Source organism: Cupriavidus sp. GW822-FHT03E04 (assembly GCF_058801495.1).
This window is the reverse complement of the sequence record NZ_JBXANI010000020.1, coordinates 88,932-102,901: the sequence shown is the minus strand read 5'-3', so window position 1 is coordinate 102,901 and position 13,970 is coordinate 88,932. Positions and strand designations below refer to the sequence as shown.

At 64.0% G+C, this 13,970-nt stretch carries 15 protein-coding genes; 10 read left to right on the top strand and 5 right to left on the bottom strand.

Annotated features, from left to right (window positions below; genetic code table 11):
* Nucleotides 1-24 precede the first annotated feature (24 nt).
* Nucleotides 25-669 carry an endonuclease III gene (gene nth, locus AC1RQC_RS27230; protein ID WP_492807792.1) on the bottom strand — a complete coding sequence of 215 codons (645 nt, stop codon included), beginning with the start codon at nt 667-669 and terminating at the stop codon, nt 25-27.
* A complete protein-coding gene (gene rsxB / locus AC1RQC_RS27225) occupies nt 669-1,490 on the bottom strand; it encodes an electron transport complex subunit RsxB (protein WP_492372694.1) in 822 nt (273 codons plus the stop codon). Before rsxB ends, nth begins: the two co-directional genes overlap by 1 nt.
* A gap of 190 nt (nt 1,491-1,680) precedes the next feature.
* Here rsxB and AC1RQC_RS27220 point away from each other — a divergent pair, with 190 nt between their 5' ends.
* On the top strand, nt 1,681-2,316 hold the full coding sequence (locus AC1RQC_RS27220) for a TetR/AcrR family transcriptional regulator (RefSeq protein WP_043344870.1): 636 nt from the start codon (nt 1,681-1,683) through the stop codon (nt 2,314-2,316).
* Nucleotides 2,317-2,407: 91 nt separating this feature from the next.
* Here AC1RQC_RS27220 and AC1RQC_RS27215 read toward each other — a convergent pair whose 3' ends face one another.
* Nucleotides 2,408-3,649, bottom strand: coding sequence for a polyhydroxyalkanoate depolymerase (locus tag AC1RQC_RS27215; RefSeq protein ID WP_492372693.1), 1,242 nt, complete (start codon nt 3,647-3,649; stop codon nt 2,408-2,410).
* Between the two features lie 274 nt (nt 3,650-3,923).
* Nucleotides 3,924-5,120 carry an amino acid aminotransferase gene (locus AC1RQC_RS27210; protein ID WP_043344875.1) on the bottom strand — a complete coding sequence of 399 codons (1,197 nt, stop codon included), beginning with the start codon at nt 5,118-5,120 and terminating at the stop codon, nt 3,924-3,926.
* A gap of 157 nt (nt 5,121-5,277) precedes the next feature.
* Between AC1RQC_RS27210 and uvrB the strand changes: the two genes are divergently transcribed.
* Nucleotides 5,278-7,380 carry an excinuclease ABC subunit UvrB gene (gene uvrB, locus AC1RQC_RS27205; RefSeq protein ID WP_253930880.1) on the top strand — a complete coding sequence of 701 codons (2,103 nt, stop codon included), beginning with the start codon at nt 5,278-5,280 and terminating at the stop codon, nt 7,378-7,380.
* 54 nt (nt 7,381-7,434) lie between these two features.
* Entirely contained in the window at nt 7,435-7,734 is a 300-nt protein-coding gene (locus tag AC1RQC_RS27200) for a putative quinol monooxygenase (RefSeq protein ID WP_150983831.1), read from the top strand.
* A gap of 22 nt (nt 7,735-7,756) precedes the next feature.
* On the opposite strand, the gene AC1RQC_RS27195 is transcribed toward AC1RQC_RS27200, so the two are convergent.
* Nucleotides 7,757-8,092 (bottom strand): hypothetical protein, encoded by a 336-nt coding sequence (locus AC1RQC_RS27195; protein ID WP_492372692.1) that lies wholly within the window; start codon nt 8,090-8,092, stop codon nt 7,757-7,759.
* Nucleotides 8,093-8,305: 213 nt separating this feature from the next.
* Here AC1RQC_RS27195 and AC1RQC_RS27190 point away from each other — a divergent pair, with 213 nt between their 5' ends.
* The 7 genes from AC1RQC_RS27190 to AC1RQC_RS27160 all read left to right on the top strand — a co-directional run bounded on the left by AC1RQC_RS27190 (nt 8,306) and on the right by AC1RQC_RS27160 (nt 13,943).
* Nucleotides 8,306-8,797: a low molecular weight protein-tyrosine-phosphatase gene (locus AC1RQC_RS27190; RefSeq protein ID WP_492372691.1), complete on the top strand. Its 492-nt coding sequence runs from the start codon at nt 8,306-8,308 to the stop codon at nt 8,795-8,797.
* Between the two features lie 48 nt (nt 8,798-8,845).
* Complete coding sequence (locus AC1RQC_RS27185) at nt 8,846-10,936, top strand: site-specific recombinase (protein ID WP_492885146.1); 2,091 nt, start codon at nt 8,846-8,848, stop codon at nt 10,934-10,936.
* Between the two features lie 80 nt (nt 10,937-11,016).
* Complete coding sequence (iscR, locus tag AC1RQC_RS27180) at nt 11,017-11,571, top strand: Fe-S cluster assembly transcriptional regulator IscR (RefSeq protein WP_183035672.1); 555 nt, start codon at nt 11,017-11,019, stop codon at nt 11,569-11,571.
* Between the two features lie 62 nt (nt 11,572-11,633).
* Nucleotides 11,634-12,857, top strand: a complete 1,224-nt coding sequence (locus AC1RQC_RS27175) for an IscS subfamily cysteine desulfurase (RefSeq protein ID WP_492372698.1) — start codon at nt 11,634-11,636, stop codon at nt 12,855-12,857.
* A 62-nt stretch (nt 12,858-12,919) separates the two neighbouring features.
* Entirely contained in the window at nt 12,920-13,321 is a 402-nt protein-coding gene (iscU, locus tag AC1RQC_RS27170) for a Fe-S cluster assembly scaffold IscU (RefSeq protein ID WP_006160178.1), read from the top strand.
* A 31-nt stretch (nt 13,322-13,352) separates the two neighbouring features.
* Nucleotides 13,353-13,673: an iron-sulfur cluster assembly protein IscA gene (gene iscA, locus AC1RQC_RS27165; protein WP_017229301.1), complete on the top strand. Its 321-nt coding sequence runs from the start codon at nt 13,353-13,355 to the stop codon at nt 13,671-13,673.
* Between the two features lie 36 nt (nt 13,674-13,709).
* Nucleotides 13,710-13,943 (top strand): DUF3565 domain-containing protein, encoded by a 234-nt coding sequence (locus tag AC1RQC_RS27160; RefSeq protein ID WP_150983836.1) that lies wholly within the window; start codon nt 13,710-13,712, stop codon nt 13,941-13,943.
* The last annotated feature ends 27 nt before the right edge of the window (nt 13,944-13,970 follow it).

Here is a 13,970-nt window from a genome sequence, read left to right as displayed (position 1 = left end):
TTTGCCTGTCCGTTGCGCCTGCGCTCAGATGCGTGGCGCCTCGGTCTTCTCGCGGTACTCGCACAGCGGCTCGATCGCGCAGTGCCAGCACTCGGGCTTGCGCGCCTTGCAGACATAGCGCCCATGCAGGATCAGCCAGTGGTGCGCATCGTGCATGAACTCTTGCGGCACGGTCTTGAGCAGCTTCTGCTCCACCACTTGCACGTTCTTGCCGGGCGCCAGGCCGGTGCGGTTGGCTACCCGGAAGATATGCGTGTCGACGGCAATGGTGGCCTCGCCGAACGCGGTATTCAGTACCACGTTGGCCGTCTTGCGGCCTACGCCCGGCAAAGCCTCCAGCGCGACCCGGTCGCGCGGCACCTGGCCGCCGTGCTGTTCGACCAGGATGCGGCAGGTCGCTATGACATGCTTGGCCTTGGTCTTGTACAGGCCGATGGTCTTGATGTACTCAATCAGCCCGTCCTCGCCCAGCGCCAGCATCTGCTCCGGGCTGTGCGCCACGGGGTAGAGCTTGCGCGTGGCCTTGTTCACGCCCACGTCAGTGGCCTGCGCGGACAGCAGCACGGCAATCAGCAGCTCGAACGGCGAGCTGTATTCCAGCTCGGTGACCGGGGTCGGGTTGACTTCGCGCAGTGTCTCGAACAAGGCGCGGCACTTGGCAGCGTTCATTAGTCCTCGGGGGCTGGGTTGGAGCCGGGCACGGCATCGGGATCGGCCTGGCACGGTGTGGCGGTGAGGCCGGCCCTGGCGCGGCGGGCCTCGGCGGCGTCGATCTGTGCCTGCACGGCAGGGGAGACGTTTTCGGTATTGCGCGGCTGCACCGCTTGTTGCTTCAGGCGCGCCCGCTCGATGGCGGCCTGGATGATGGCCTGCTTGCGTGCCCGCGCCGAGCGTTCCTCTTCACTTTGCGGCGCTTCGGCTTGCAGCGCCTGCAGTTTGGCGGCCGCCTTGGCCGCCAAGCGTGCATCGTTCTCCTCGCGCTCGCGCACGAGCCGCGAGCGGCGGGCGAGGTAGCGCGCGTGGGCCTCGTCCGCTTGCACCTGCGACCAGGCTGCCCAGCCGGTGCGCTGCGCGCTGACGGGAACCATGGCAATGCAGTCGACGGGGCAGGGGGCCACGCAGAGGTCGCAACCCGTGCACCAGTCCGCCAGCACGGTATGCATCTGCTTGGGCGCGCCAACGATGGCGTCGACCGGGCAAGCCTGGATGCACAGCGTGCAGCCGATGCATAGCGCTTCGTCAATCACTGCCACCGCGCGGGCCTGCTCCACGCCGCGCTCCGGGTCCAGCGGCTGCGGCGGCGCGCCGAGCAGCGCCGACAGGCGGCGGATGCCCTCTTCCCCGCCCGGCGGGCAGCGATTGCCGGCTGCTTCGCCCGCCGCCATGGCTTCGGCATAGGGACGGCAGCCGTCGAAGCCGCACTTGGTGCATTGGGTCTGCGGCAGCAGGGCTTCGAGGCGATCGGCGAGGGTCTGGGAAATGGCGGTCACGACAGCTTTTGGGGTTTGCGGGTACGGCGCGGATGCCGTTCTCTTTTTTCCTGGCCGGAACGGGCACGCGGCAGGGATTATCCCCGATTTCGCCGCAGTGCAGAAACGCGCGATGATGCGCCCTTTGCCGGGGCCGCTGCGCGCAAGTTGCCCTGTGCCATAATCCGCGCAACGATTCACCAGCCGTCGCATGCGAAACGAAACCAGAACCAAGCGGGACCCCGAGGGAACACGCCGCCGCATCCTTGATGCGGCCACCGAGGAATTTGCCAAGGGCGGCCTGGCAGGGGCGCGTGTCGACCAGATCGCGCGCCGCGCCGAGACCAACGAGCGCATGCTGTATTACTACTATGGCAGCAAGGAGGGTTTGTTCCTGGCCGTCCTTGAAAAACAATATGCGGAGTTTCGCGCCGCCGAGGAGCAGTTGCACATCGTCGAAGAGGATCCCGTTGCGGCGGTCCGCACGCTGGCTCGCTTTGTCTGGGACTGGTACTACCGCAATCCCGAGTTCATCCGGCTGGTCAACAGCGAGAACCTGCACGAGGCGCGCCACCTGAAGAAGTCCACCCAGCTGCACCAGTTGATCAACCCGGTGGTTAACGTGCTCGCGGATATCGTCAAGCGGGGCCAGCGGCAGGGGGTGTTCCGCGACAACGTCGATGTCTCGCAGCTATATCTGACGATCTCCGCGCTTGGCTACTACGTGCTGTCCAATCGTTACACCATCAGCGCGGTGATCGGGCGCGACGTGGCGGCGCAGGATGAGCACGAGCGCTTTGCCGAGTTGCACACCGATATGCTGCTGGCTTACCTGGAGCGCCGCTAAGGCAGCTTGCAGCCCCATAAAAAAAACGCCCGCAGCTTGCGGGCGTTTTTTATGGGTGCGGCGTGGCGGCGTGCAGCTTAAGCGCCGTGGCTCAACGATGCTTGAGCACGAAATCGCGCAGCTCCGGGTAAATCTCCTGGCGCCAGCGGCGGCCGGAGAAGATCCCGTAGTGGCCGCACTTGGCTGCCGTGATGTGTTGCTTGCGCGCTTTGGGAATGCCCGCGCAGAGCTCATGCGCGGCGGCGGTCTGGCCGGCGCCCGAGATGTCGTCCAGCTCGCCCTCGATCGTCAGTAGCGCGGTGCCCTTGATGTCCTGCGGGCGCACCGGCTGGCCATCGATCTCCCAGGTGCCGTTGGCAAGCCGGAATTCCTGAAACACTTCGCGGATGGTGTCGAGGTAGTACTCGGCGTCCATGTCGAGCACGGCGTTGTACTCGTCGTAGAAGCGCACGTGGGCTTCCGCGTCGTCGGCATCGCCCTCGACCAGGTTCAGGTAGTAATCGTAGTGCGAGGACAGGTGGCGGTCGGGGTTCATCGCTACGAACCCGGCGTGCTGCAGGAAGCCCGGATACACCTTGCGGCCATGGCCCGGGTAGTTCGCCGGCACCGTATAGATCACATTGTTCTCGAACCACTCGAACGACTTGTTGGTCGCGAGCGAATTCACAGCCGTCGGGCTGCGCCGTGCGTCGATCGGGCCGCCCATCATGGTCATGGTCTTTGGCGTCTTCTCGCCGGCCGATGCCAGCAGGGAGATGGCCGCGAGCACCGGGACCGTGGGCTGGCACACGGAGATCACGTGCAGGTTCTCAGCGCCGATATGGCGGATGAAGTCCTGGATGTAGTGGATGTAGTCCGCCAGGCGGAAACGGCCGTCCTCGATCGGGACCATGCGGGCATCGATCCAGTCGGTCACATAGACCTTGTGGTCCTGCAGCAAGGTCTTCACGGTATCGCGCAGCAGCGTGGCATGGTGGCCCGACAGGGGGGCGCACACCAGCACCACAGGCTCATCCTTGAGCAGCTTGATGGTCTCCGGATCGTCGGCATAGCGCTTGAAGCGCACCAGCTTGCAGAAGGGCTTTTCGATGATCGTCTGTTCGACGATCGGGATGTCCCGGCCGTTGGAGCGTACCGATTTGATATCGAATTCGGGTTTTTCGTATTCCTTGCCGAGTCGGTACAGCAACTCGTAGCCGGCAGCCAGTCGCGTGGCGCCGGGCACCAGGGACATCGGGCTCAGGGGATTGGTAAAGGTCTTGGCCGTAGCCTGCGCCCATGCGGTAAGCGGGTGCAGCATCGAGCGCTGGAATTCATGCAGCTGGTAAAGCATGACGTGGTCCCTATCAGGCTGGGGGCGAAGCTGGAATTCAACGCCTGGACAATACAAATACAACAAACACAGTTGCTAATGTGTTACCGATTATGCGCGTAATCGAACGATCGTGCGATGCAGCATATACCCTAAGGTACGCTCGCATCGGAAAAAGACAATAGGACAAACACTGTACTTCTCGATGACAAATGCAAAAGAACGTGAAAAATTGTCATGAGATACGAAAAAGGCGACCGAAGCCGCCTTTTTGTGCACTTTTACGCGTATTGCGTTACAGCACGGCGGCGATGGCGTTGACCACCGCGTCGATGTTGCGGCTGTTCAGCGCGGCCACGCAGATGCGGCCGGTGCCCACGGCGTAGATGCCGTGCTCGTTGCGCAGCACGTCGACCTGGGCCGAGTTCAGGCCCGAGTACGAGAACATGCCGCGCTGGGACTTGACGAAGGAGAAGTCGCCCGGCACGCCCTTGGCGGCCAGCTTGTCCACCAGCGCATGGCGCATCAGCTTGATACGGTCGCGCATCTCGCCCAGTTCCTGTTCCCACATGGCGCGCAGCTCCGGGCTGTTCAGCACGGTGGCGACCACGGTGCCGCCGTGGGTCGGCGGGTTGGAGTAGTTGGTGCGGATGACGCGCTTGACCTGCGACATCACGCGCTGGGCTTCTTCCTTGCCCGTGGTGACGATCGACAGCGCGCCCACGCGCTCGCCGTACAGCGAGAAGCTCTTCGAGAACGAGCTCGACACGAAGAACGGCAGGCCGGATTCGGCGAACAGGCGCACGGCGGCGCCGTCCGGCTCGATGCCTTCCGCGAAGCCCTGGTAGGCCATGTCGAGGAACGGGATCAGGTTGCGCTCCTTGATCAGTTCCACGACTTGCTTCCACTGCTCGGCCGACAGGTCGACGCCGGTCGGGTTGTGGCAGCAGGCGTGCAGCACCACGATGGTGTTGGCGGCGTACGACTTGAGCGACTCCACCATGCCGGCGAAATTCAGGCCGTGGCTGGCAGCATCGTAGTAGGCGTAGTTGATCACGGGGAAACCGGCTGCCTCGAACAGGGCACGGTGGTTTTCCCAGCTCGGGTCGCTGATGGCGACCTTGGCGTCCGGGTACAGGCGCTTGAGGAAGTCGGCGCCGATCTTCAGCGCGCCGGTGCCGCCGAGTGCCTGGGCGGTCACAACACGGCCTTCGGTGATCAGCGGCGATTCCTTGCCGAACAGCAGGGTCTGCACGGCCTGGTCATAGGCGGCGATGCCTTCGATCGGCAGGTAGCCACGCGGGGTGGCGGTGGTCAGGCGGGCCTTCTCGGCTTCCTGCACGGCGCGCAGCAGAGGGATTTTCCCTTCGTCGGTGAAGTACACGCCAACACCCAGATTGACCTTGGTGGCACGGGTATCGGCATTGAAGGCTTCATTCAGGCCCAGGATCGGGTCGCGCGGGGCCATCTCGACGGCAGAAAACAAACTCATTTGGGATCTCGTGGTCAGCTATGTAACAAAACGGGAAGGCGTAGAATGCTCCGGACTGCGCTCGGGAGTGCGGGCGACCCCCATCTTGATACCGGGCCGCCAACCCCAAGATTCTAGCGTATCTGCCCGTTTTCCTGAGGTTTTCCCCTACCAGCCTATGTCGAATCTCGTTGAAGTCGCGCCCGCGCTGGATGAAGAGAAGTTCGCGACCTTTCCCGGCTCGCCGTTCCAGCTTTACCAGCCCTATCTGCCGGCGGGCGATCAGCCCGAGGCGATCCGCCAGCTGGTCGAGGGTGTGGAGGACGGCCTGTCCTACCAGACCCTGCTGGGGGTGACCGGTTCAGGCAAGACCTTCACCATGGCCAACGTGATTGCCCGCCTGGGCCGTCCGGCCATCGTGTTCGCGCCCAACAAGACGCTGGCCGCGCAGCTGTATTCCGAGTTCCGCGAGTTCTTCCCGCGCAACGCGGTGGAGTATTTCGTCAGCTACTACGACTACTACCAGCCCGAAGCCTACGTGCCGCAGCGCGACCTGTTCATCGAGAAGGATTCCTCGATCAACGAGCATATCGAGCAGATGCGGCTGTCGGCCACCAAGAGCCTGCTGGAGCGGCGCGACACCATCATCGTGGCCAGCGTGTCGGCCATCTACGGTATCGGCAACCCGTCCGAGTATCACAAGATGATCCTGACACTGCGCACCGGCGACAAGATCAGCCAGCGCGATGTGATCGCGCGCCTGATCGCCATGCAGTACACCCGCAACGAGACCGATTTCCAGCGCGGCACCTTCCGCGTGCGCGGCGATACGCTGGATATCTTCCCGGCCGAGCATGCCGAGCTGGCGGTGCGCGTCGACATGTTCGACGACGAGATCGATTCGCTGCAGTTCTTCGACCCGCTCACCGGGCGGGTGCGGCAGAAGATCCCGCGCTTCACGGTCTATCCGTCGAGCCACTACGTGACCCCGCGCGAGACCGTGCTGCGGGCGATCGAAGACATCAAGGTCGAGCTGCGCGAGCGCCTGGATTTCTTCTATAAGGAGAACAAGCTGGTGGAGGCGCAGCGGCTGGAGCAGCGCTCCCGCTTCGACCTGGAAATGCTCTCCGAGCTCGGGTTCTGCAAGGGCATCGAGAATTACTCGCGCCACCTGTCGGGCGCCAAGCCGGGCGAGCCGCCGCCCACGCTGGTCGACTACCTGCCGCAGGACGCGTTGATGTTCCTGGACGAGTCCCACGTGCTGATGGGTCAGTTCAATGGCATGTACAACGGCGACAAGGCGCGCAAGACGACCTTGGTCGACTATGGCTTCCGGCTGCCGTCCGCTCTGGACAACCGCCCCCTCAAGTTCTCGGAGTTCGAGGGCAAGATGCGGCAGGTGATGTTTGTCTCCGCCACGCCGTCCAATTACGAGAACGAGCATGCGGGCCAGGTGGTGGAGCAGGTGGTGCGGCCCACCGGCCTGGTCGATCCGATCATCCACGTGCGTCCCGCGACCACGCAGGTTGACGACTTGCTGTCAGAGATCCACCAGAAGGTCTCCGTCGGTGAGCGCGTGCTGGTGACCACGCTGACCAAGCGCATGTCCGAGCAGCTCACGGAGTTCCTGACAGAGAACGGCGTCAAGGTGCGTTACCTGCACTCGGACATCGATACGGTGGAGCGCGTGGAGATCATTCGCGACCTCCGCCTGGGTACCTTCGACGTGCTGGTCGGCATCAACCTGCTGCGCGAGGGCCTGGATATTCCGGAAGTCTCGTTGGTGGCGATTCTCGACGCTGACAAGGAAGGTTTCCTGCGCGCCGAGCGTTCGCTGATCCAGACCATCGGCCGCGCGGCCCGTAACGTCAACGGCACCGCCATCCTGTACGCGGACCGGATGACCGATTCGATGAAGCGGGCGATCGGTGAGACGGAGCGCCGCCGCGCCAAGCAGATCGCGTTCAATGAAGCCAATGGCATCGTGCCGCGCGGCGTGGTCAAGCGCATCAAGGACATCATCGACGGGGTCTACGACCCGGGCGAGGTCAAGGCCGAGCTGCTGGCCGCGGAAGAACGCGCCAAGTACGAGGACATGAGCGAGAAGCAGGTTGCGAAGGAGATCAAGCGGCTGGAGAAGCAGATGTTCGAGCACGCCAAGAATCTCGAGTTCGAGAAGGCCGGGCAGGTGCGCGACCAGCTGGCCAAGCTCAAGCGCCAGATCTTTGGCGCCAGCGGCGATGGGGAGCACCTGCCGCCGGCTGCCGCTGCCGCGTCCTGACGGGCTGGCGACCGTCTATAGTTGGAATCCCGGACGGTGGTGAGGAGATGGTCCATGGTCAAGTTCGCTCTGTGGGTTCCGCTGCATGCGAAGCCCGGCAAGGAAAAGGAAGTCGAGGAATTCCTGCTCGCAGGCTTGCCGCTGGTGCAGGCCGAAGCCGGCACCACGGCATGGTTTGCGCTGCGGCTCGGGCCATCCATGTTCGGCATCTTCGATGCGTTTCCCGATGAGGCCGGGCGCAACGCCCATCTCTCGGGCAAGGTGGCCGAGGCCCTGATGGCCAAGGCGCCCGACCTGTTCGCCAAACCGCCTTCTATCGAAAAGCTGGATGTGCTGGCGGCCAAGCTGCCCTGAGCCGATTTGCCTGCTAGTCATATCAGCCCTTCGGGGGCAGCGAGCGCAAACGCTTGTTGACTTCCAGCAGGGTGTCGCACTGGTCGGCGCTGGCGGCCTCGCGCTCGCTGATAAAGTCCACGATGGCGTGCAGCGGTTCGCGTTGCGCGGCGCATGCGGTGGCCGGTGTCGAGGCAGCGGCTGACGCAGAGGCAGCGCAGGCCGCACCGATTTCTTTCTCCAGGCTATGCCGGACCACGGTGAGCAGGCTTTCGCAGCCTGCGCCGGAGGCGGCGTCCGCGGACCGTTCGGCGGCGTCGGCCAGGCTTGCACAAAGCAGAAGGGGCGCCAGGAGGAGTGGGCTGAGGTGGAGGTTCACCGCGCGATTATGCGGTGGGCGCCACCTTTGCGTCAGCTTTTTTGCCAGGCGACTTCGACCGGCGTGCTGGCGCTCCCGTGAGCGCGGCCTTGTGGGCAGGGCTGTAGAATCCGGCTTCGTTGTGGCAGCCGCGCCCGGTGCGCTGGCTGCAAGCTCATCGCGCGTGCCGCGTTTTGTCGTCTAGCTTTCGGCGCTGGATAGTGCCACACCCCTATGAAGAAATACGCCATTTTGATGTGTTGCATGGGAAACATCTGCCGTTCTCCGACCGCGGAGGGCGTGCTGCGCGCCAAGCTGGAGGCGGTCGGCCTGGCCGATCTGGTCGAGCTGGATTCCGCCGGCACGCATGGCTATCACATCGGGCGCGCGCCGGATGCGCGCTCCCAGCGTCATGCGCTGGCCCGTGGCTATGACCTCCGCGCGCAACGCGCGCGCCAGGCTTTGGTGCAGGATTTCGCCCGTTTCGACCTGCTGCTGGCCATGGACCAGGACAACCTGGCCGCGCTGCGCGCCATCTGTCCGCCTGGCAGCCAGGACAAGCTGCGCCTGCTGATGAGTTTCGCCAGCCGGCACGCCGCGGACGAAGTGCCGGACCCCTACTACGGCGAGGGTGATGGCTTCGAGCGCGTGCTCGACTATGTCGAGGACGCCTGCGATGGCGTGATCGCCATGCTGCGTGCCAAGGGGCTTGGCGGCGCCACCTGATCGCGCTCGCCCGCCCTTGCAGCCTTTCCATTACTTTCACGAGGATTCATGTTTCGTTCCCTGTTCCGCAAATGGCGCGAGTCGCGCAATGCCAGCCTGCAACTCGACGCAATCCTGGCGGCAGCGGACCCGGAGGCGCCGCTGGCGGACCGTAACGGCTGGCTGATCGAGCTGGGCTACTGGATCCGGCGCGACGGGCTGCCAGGCGCCGAAGGTGTGGCGGCCGACAAGAGTCGCCGGGAGCACGTGCGGCTGCGCTACCTGCTACAGGTGCTTGGCCGCAATCCGGAAGTGGCGGGGCGCTTTGCCCGCATGGTGCGTTCCATCGTGCGCGATAACGATCCGGTCACTTTGCTGTGCGACACCGGCGTGGCTTCCCACCCGGGCTTCTGGAGCGAGGTGCTGAACCGGCTGCAGGCGCGGTTCCTGCCCCCTCCGCCCAACCGTAGCGATATGGCGGGCCTGTTCGCGCTGCTGTTTATCGATGATAACGATGCCGACTGGGTCGAGGCGCTCGATGGCGACCTGCCCGAGCGGCTGGCTGCCGTGCTGCGCACCGACGACCCGCAAGCGCCGGGCGAAGCTGCAGCGCCGCCCGAATGGGATCGTTTCGACCGCACACTGGCCACCAGCATCCAGGTGCTGGTCAGCCAGGTGCGTGCTACCGGACTGAGCCAGGCGATTCGCTCTCGCCTCAAGGGCAAGGTGCAGGACACGCCGTTTTTCCGGCTGGACAGCGCTGTGCAAGCCTTGTGCGAAGAGGAGGAGGCGGCGCACGGCGGCGAGGCTTTCGCGCACCGGCTCAACTATTTCCGCGCGCTGCTCGATGGCTGCCACCAGGCGGCTCAGCGCGTGTACGACGACTTGGAGGAGAACGGCGTCTCGGTGGAGGTGGTGTTCCAGATCGAGCGCATGAAGGTCCGGCTCGCGCGCATCGAGCTGTTGCTGGCGACCTGGGTTGAGCCGCAGCGGCGCGGCCGGCACGCCCACCTGATCGCGGCGCTGATTCGCTCCACCCAGGCGCGGCGCAGTATCGGGCACCTGGCGGGCACCTCGTTTTCGCAACTGGCGCGCAAGGTGGTTGAGCGCTCGGCCGAGACCGGCGAGCACTACATCACCCGCGATCGCCGCGAGTATCGCGAACTGATGCGGGCCGCTGCCGGTGGCGGCTTGATCACCGTGGGCACGGTCTATCTCAAGTTCCTGATCTATGGGCTGCACCTGGATAAGTTCATCGAGGGCCTGCTGGCCTCGCTCAACTATGCGGGCAGCTTCCTGGTGATCCACTTCGCGCATTTCACGCTGGCCACCAAGCAGCCGGCGATGACCGGCCCAGCGCTGGCGCACCGGCTCGATGCGGTCGGCAGGCCGGAGGGGCGGGAGATCTTCGTTGACGACACCATCGCCATGATCCGCTCAAACGCCGCAGCGATTTTCGGCAACCTGGTGGTGGTGTTCCCGGTGGCGATGGGCATCCAGTGGCTCGCCAACCGCATCCTGGGCGCCAACCTGATCACACCCGCCAAGGCGATCGCCACCATCGAGTCGTTTTCCATTCTTGGCCCCACGCCGATCTACGCGATCTTCACGGGGGTACTCTTGTGGCTGTCCAGCCTCGTGGCGGGCTGGGCCGACAACTGGTTCGCGCTGCACAAGGTGCATGACGTGATGGCGTACAACCGCCGCCTGCGCTATGTGCTGGGCGCGCAGGGCGCCACGCGGATGGCGGACTTCTGGAAGCGCAATATGTCGGGGATCGCTGCCAATGTGTCGCTGGGGCTGCTGCTCGGGCTGGGACCGGAGATCCTCAGCTTCTTCGGCCCCCACATGGAAGTGCGGCACGTCACCTTGTCGACCGGCTCGGTGGGCACCGCGATCGGCGTGCTGGGCTTTGCCGTGCTGAAGATGCCGTCGTTCTGGCTGGCGGTGGCGGGCATTGCGCTGATGGGGCTGCTGAACGTCGCGGTGAGCTTCGCGCTGGCCTTCAATATGGCGTTGCGCTCACGCAGCCTGCGCCGGGTGGATCGCCGGGCGCTGAGTTCGGCTGTGCGGCGGCGCATCCTGAAACACCCCTGGTCGCTGATCGTGCCGCCGCGCGCGCCCGTTGGCGCGGCCTCGGCGGAGCAGGGGCAGGTTTGATGCGATGCGGCAGGGGTACTTGACTGAATTAGTCGACTTCTTTTATACTTGACCAAAATGATCAAGTACTCCCCAGCATCATGAGACTGACGACCAAAGGCCGCTTCGCGGTAACCGCCATGATTGACCTGGCCATGCGCCAGGATCAGGGCCCCGTTACGCTAGCGGGCATCAGCCAGCGCCAGAAAATATCCCTCTCTTACCTCGAGCAGCTGTTCGGTAAGCTGCGCCGCCACGAGATCGTGGAAAGCGTGCGCGGCCCGGGCGGCGGCTACAGTCTTGCCCGCAAGGCGGAAGACGTAACGGTGGCCGACATCATCATCGCGGTCGATGAGCCGCTCGACGCCACGCAATGCGGCGGAAAGGGTAATTGTAACGGAGATGAGGGAACCGGTCGCTGCATGACCCACGAACTGTGGGCCACGCTGAACCAGAAAATGGTCGAGTATCTCGATTCCGTCTCCCTGAAGAACCTGGTCGACCAGCAGCGCGCCAAGTGTCCCGCGGTGTTGCACGACATGCGCGAGGAGTCGGCTGCGCAAACCGTGGCCGCGCCGATCGGCAAGGCGGACAAGCAGGAAAAGCCCGCGCGTGCGCGGGTGGTGAATTCGGTTTTCAGCCTGGCTCAGTCGTAAGACGGGCAGCCGGCAAGAGAACAGAGAGCAACGTCAAGCATAGCGGTCCCTAAAAGGCAGTCATAACGATGAGCACCCCACATTTCCCCATCTACATGGATTACTCAGCCACCACGCCGGTAGACCCGCGCGTGGCGGACAAGATGATTCCGTACTTGCGTGAACAGTTTGGCAATCCGGCTTCGCGCAGCCACGCCTACGGCTGGGATGCCGAGCGCGCGGTGGAAGAAGCGCGTGAGCAGGTGGCGGCACTGGTGGGCGCCGATCCGCGCGAGATTGTGTGGACATCGGGCGCAACCGAGTCCAACAACCTCGCCATCAAGGGCGCGGCCAATTTCTATTCGGGCAAGGGCAAGCACCTGATCACGGTGAAGACCGAGCACAAGGCTGTGCTCGACACCACCCGTGAGCTGGAGCGCCAGGGCTTCGAGGTGACCTACCTCGACGTGCAGGACAATGGCCTGGTCGACATCGAAGTGCTCAAGGCGGCGATCCGCCCTGACACGATCCTGGTGTCGGTGATGCTGGTCAACAACGAGATCGGGGTGATCCAGGACGTGGCGCAGATCGGCGAGATCTGCCGCGCCAAGGGCATCATCTTCCATTGCGACGCCGCCCAGGCCACCGGCAAGGTAGCGATCGACCTGAACACGCTGAAGTGCGACCTGATGTCGTTCTCGGCACACAAGACCTACGGCCCGAAGGGCGTGGGCGCGCTGTACGTACGCCGCAAGCCGCGCGTGCGCCTGGAAGCGCAGATGCACGGCGGCGGTCACGAGCGCGGCATGCGTTCGGGCACGCTGGCCACGCACCAGATCGTGGGCATGGGCGAAGCCTTCCGCATCGCCCGTGAGGAAATGGCTACGGAAAACGAACGTATCCGCATGCTGCGTGATCGCCTGTGGCGTGGCCTGTCGGGCATGGAAGAGGTCTACCTGAACGGCGACCTGGAACAACGCGTGCCGCATAACCTCAATGTCAGCTTCAACTTCGTCGAAGGCGAATCGCTGATCATGGCGATCAAGGACGTGGCGGTGTCGTCGGGCTCGGCTTGCACCTCGGCGTCGCTGGAGCCTTCGTATGTGCTGCGCGCCCTGGGCCGCAACGACGAACTCGCGCACAGTTCGATCCGCTTCACGGTGGGCCGTTTCACCACCGAGGAAGAAGTCGATTACACCGTGGAACTGCTCAAGAGCAAGATCTCCAAGCTGCGCGATTTGTCGCCGCTGTGGGAAATGTTCAAGGACGGTGTGGACCTGAATTCCATCCAGTGGGCCGCGCACTAAGCACCAAGCGCCAAGACCCACGCAAGACCCCATAAATACCGATACGCCAAGAGGTAGCCAAAATGTCATACAGCACCAAGGTTCTCGACCACTATGAAAACCCCCGCAACGTTGGCTCGTTCGACAAGAACGACGACGCGGTGGGCACCGGCATGGTTGGCGCGCCCGCTTGCGGCGACGTCATGAAGCTGCAGATCAAGGTCAATGAAGCTGGCGTGATCGAAGACGCCAAGTTCAAGACCTATGGTTGCGGCTCGGCCATCGCGTCCTCCTCGCTCGTGACCGAATGGGTCAAGGGCAAGACCGTGGATCAGGCACTGGAAATCAAGAACACGCACATCGCCGAAGAACTGGCGTTGCCGCCGGTGAAGATCCACTGCTCCATCCTGGCCGAAGATGCCATCAAGGCAGCGGTCGAGGACTACAAGAAGAAGCACGAAGGCGCCGAGCAGAAGGCCGCCTGAGTTCCGCGTTCAATCAAGGGATGAAGCAGCGATGATCACGCTTACCGAGAAGGCCGCCAAGCATGTGGCGCGCTACCTGGACCGCCGCGGCAAGGGCGTTGGCCTGCGCCTCGGCGTCAAGACCACCGGCTGCTCGGGCCTGGCCTACAAGCTGGAGTACGTCGACGACCTGTTGCCGGAAGACAGCGTGTTCGAGTCGCACGGCATCAAGGTGATCGTCGATCCCAAGAGCTTGCCGTATATCGATGGCACCGAGCTCGATTTCGCGCGTGAAGGCCTGAACGAGGGGTTCCGCTTCAACAACCCCAACGTCAAGGATGAGTGCGGTTGCGGAGAGTCGTTCCGGGTTTGAGCGTGCTGGCATCGGCACGCCGGATACGATGAAACGATGAAACGCAGCATTGTCGGCTTTCACCAGGACGAGGAAAGCCACTGGGTGGCGGAACTCGATTGCGGGCACGGCCAGCATATGCGCCATGACCCGCCCTGGCAGATGCGTCCGTGGACGCTGACGCCGCAGGGGCGTGCGGCCAGGATGGGCGAGCTGGTGAACTGCCTGAAATGCGATCGGGCGGAGCCGCCGGCGGATTGGGCGGGCAGCGGCGCAAAGCGCGCTGCCTGACCGGATCAGCCGCCACATTGCTGCGGC

What these genes read in the sequence shown, in the direction of transcription:
- nth (WP_492807792.1), bottom strand. Translation starts at nt 669, where the DNA reads ATGAACGCTGCCAAGTGCCGCGCCTTGTTCGAGACACTGCGCGAAGTC.
- AC1RQC_RS27220 (WP_043344870.1), top strand. Translation starts at nt 1,681, where the DNA reads ATGCGAAACGAAACCAGAACCAAGCGGGACCCCGAGGGAACACGCCGC.
- AC1RQC_RS27215 (WP_492372693.1), bottom strand. Translation starts at nt 3,649, where the DNA reads ATGCTTTACCAGCTGCATGAATTCCAGCGCTCGATGCTGCACCCGCTT.
- AC1RQC_RS27210 (WP_043344875.1), bottom strand. Translation starts at nt 5,120, where the DNA reads ATGAGTTTGTTTTCTGCCGTCGAGATGGCCCCGCGCGACCCGATCCTG.
- uvrB (WP_253930880.1), top strand. Translation starts at nt 5,278, where the DNA reads ATGTCGAATCTCGTTGAAGTCGCGCCCGCGCTGGATGAAGAGAAGTTC.
- AC1RQC_RS27200 (WP_150983831.1), top strand. Translation starts at nt 7,435, where the DNA reads ATGGTCAAGTTCGCTCTGTGGGTTCCGCTGCATGCGAAGCCCGGCAAG.
- AC1RQC_RS27190 (WP_492372691.1), top strand. Translation starts at nt 8,306, where the DNA reads ATGAAGAAATACGCCATTTTGATGTGTTGCATGGGAAACATCTGCCGT.
- AC1RQC_RS27185 (WP_492885146.1), top strand. Translation starts at nt 8,846, where the DNA reads ATGTTTCGTTCCCTGTTCCGCAAATGGCGCGAGTCGCGCAATGCCAGC.
- iscR (WP_183035672.1), top strand. Translation starts at nt 11,017, where the DNA reads ATGAGACTGACGACCAAAGGCCGCTTCGCGGTAACCGCCATGATTGAC.
- iscU (WP_006160178.1), top strand. Translation starts at nt 12,920, where the DNA reads ATGTCATACAGCACCAAGGTTCTCGACCACTATGAAAACCCCCGCAAC.
- iscA (WP_017229301.1), top strand. Translation starts at nt 13,353, where the DNA reads ATGATCACGCTTACCGAGAAGGCCGCCAAGCATGTGGCGCGCTACCTG.
- AC1RQC_RS27160 (WP_150983836.1), top strand. Translation starts at nt 13,710, where the DNA reads ATGAAACGCAGCATTGTCGGCTTTCACCAGGACGAGGAAAGCCACTGG.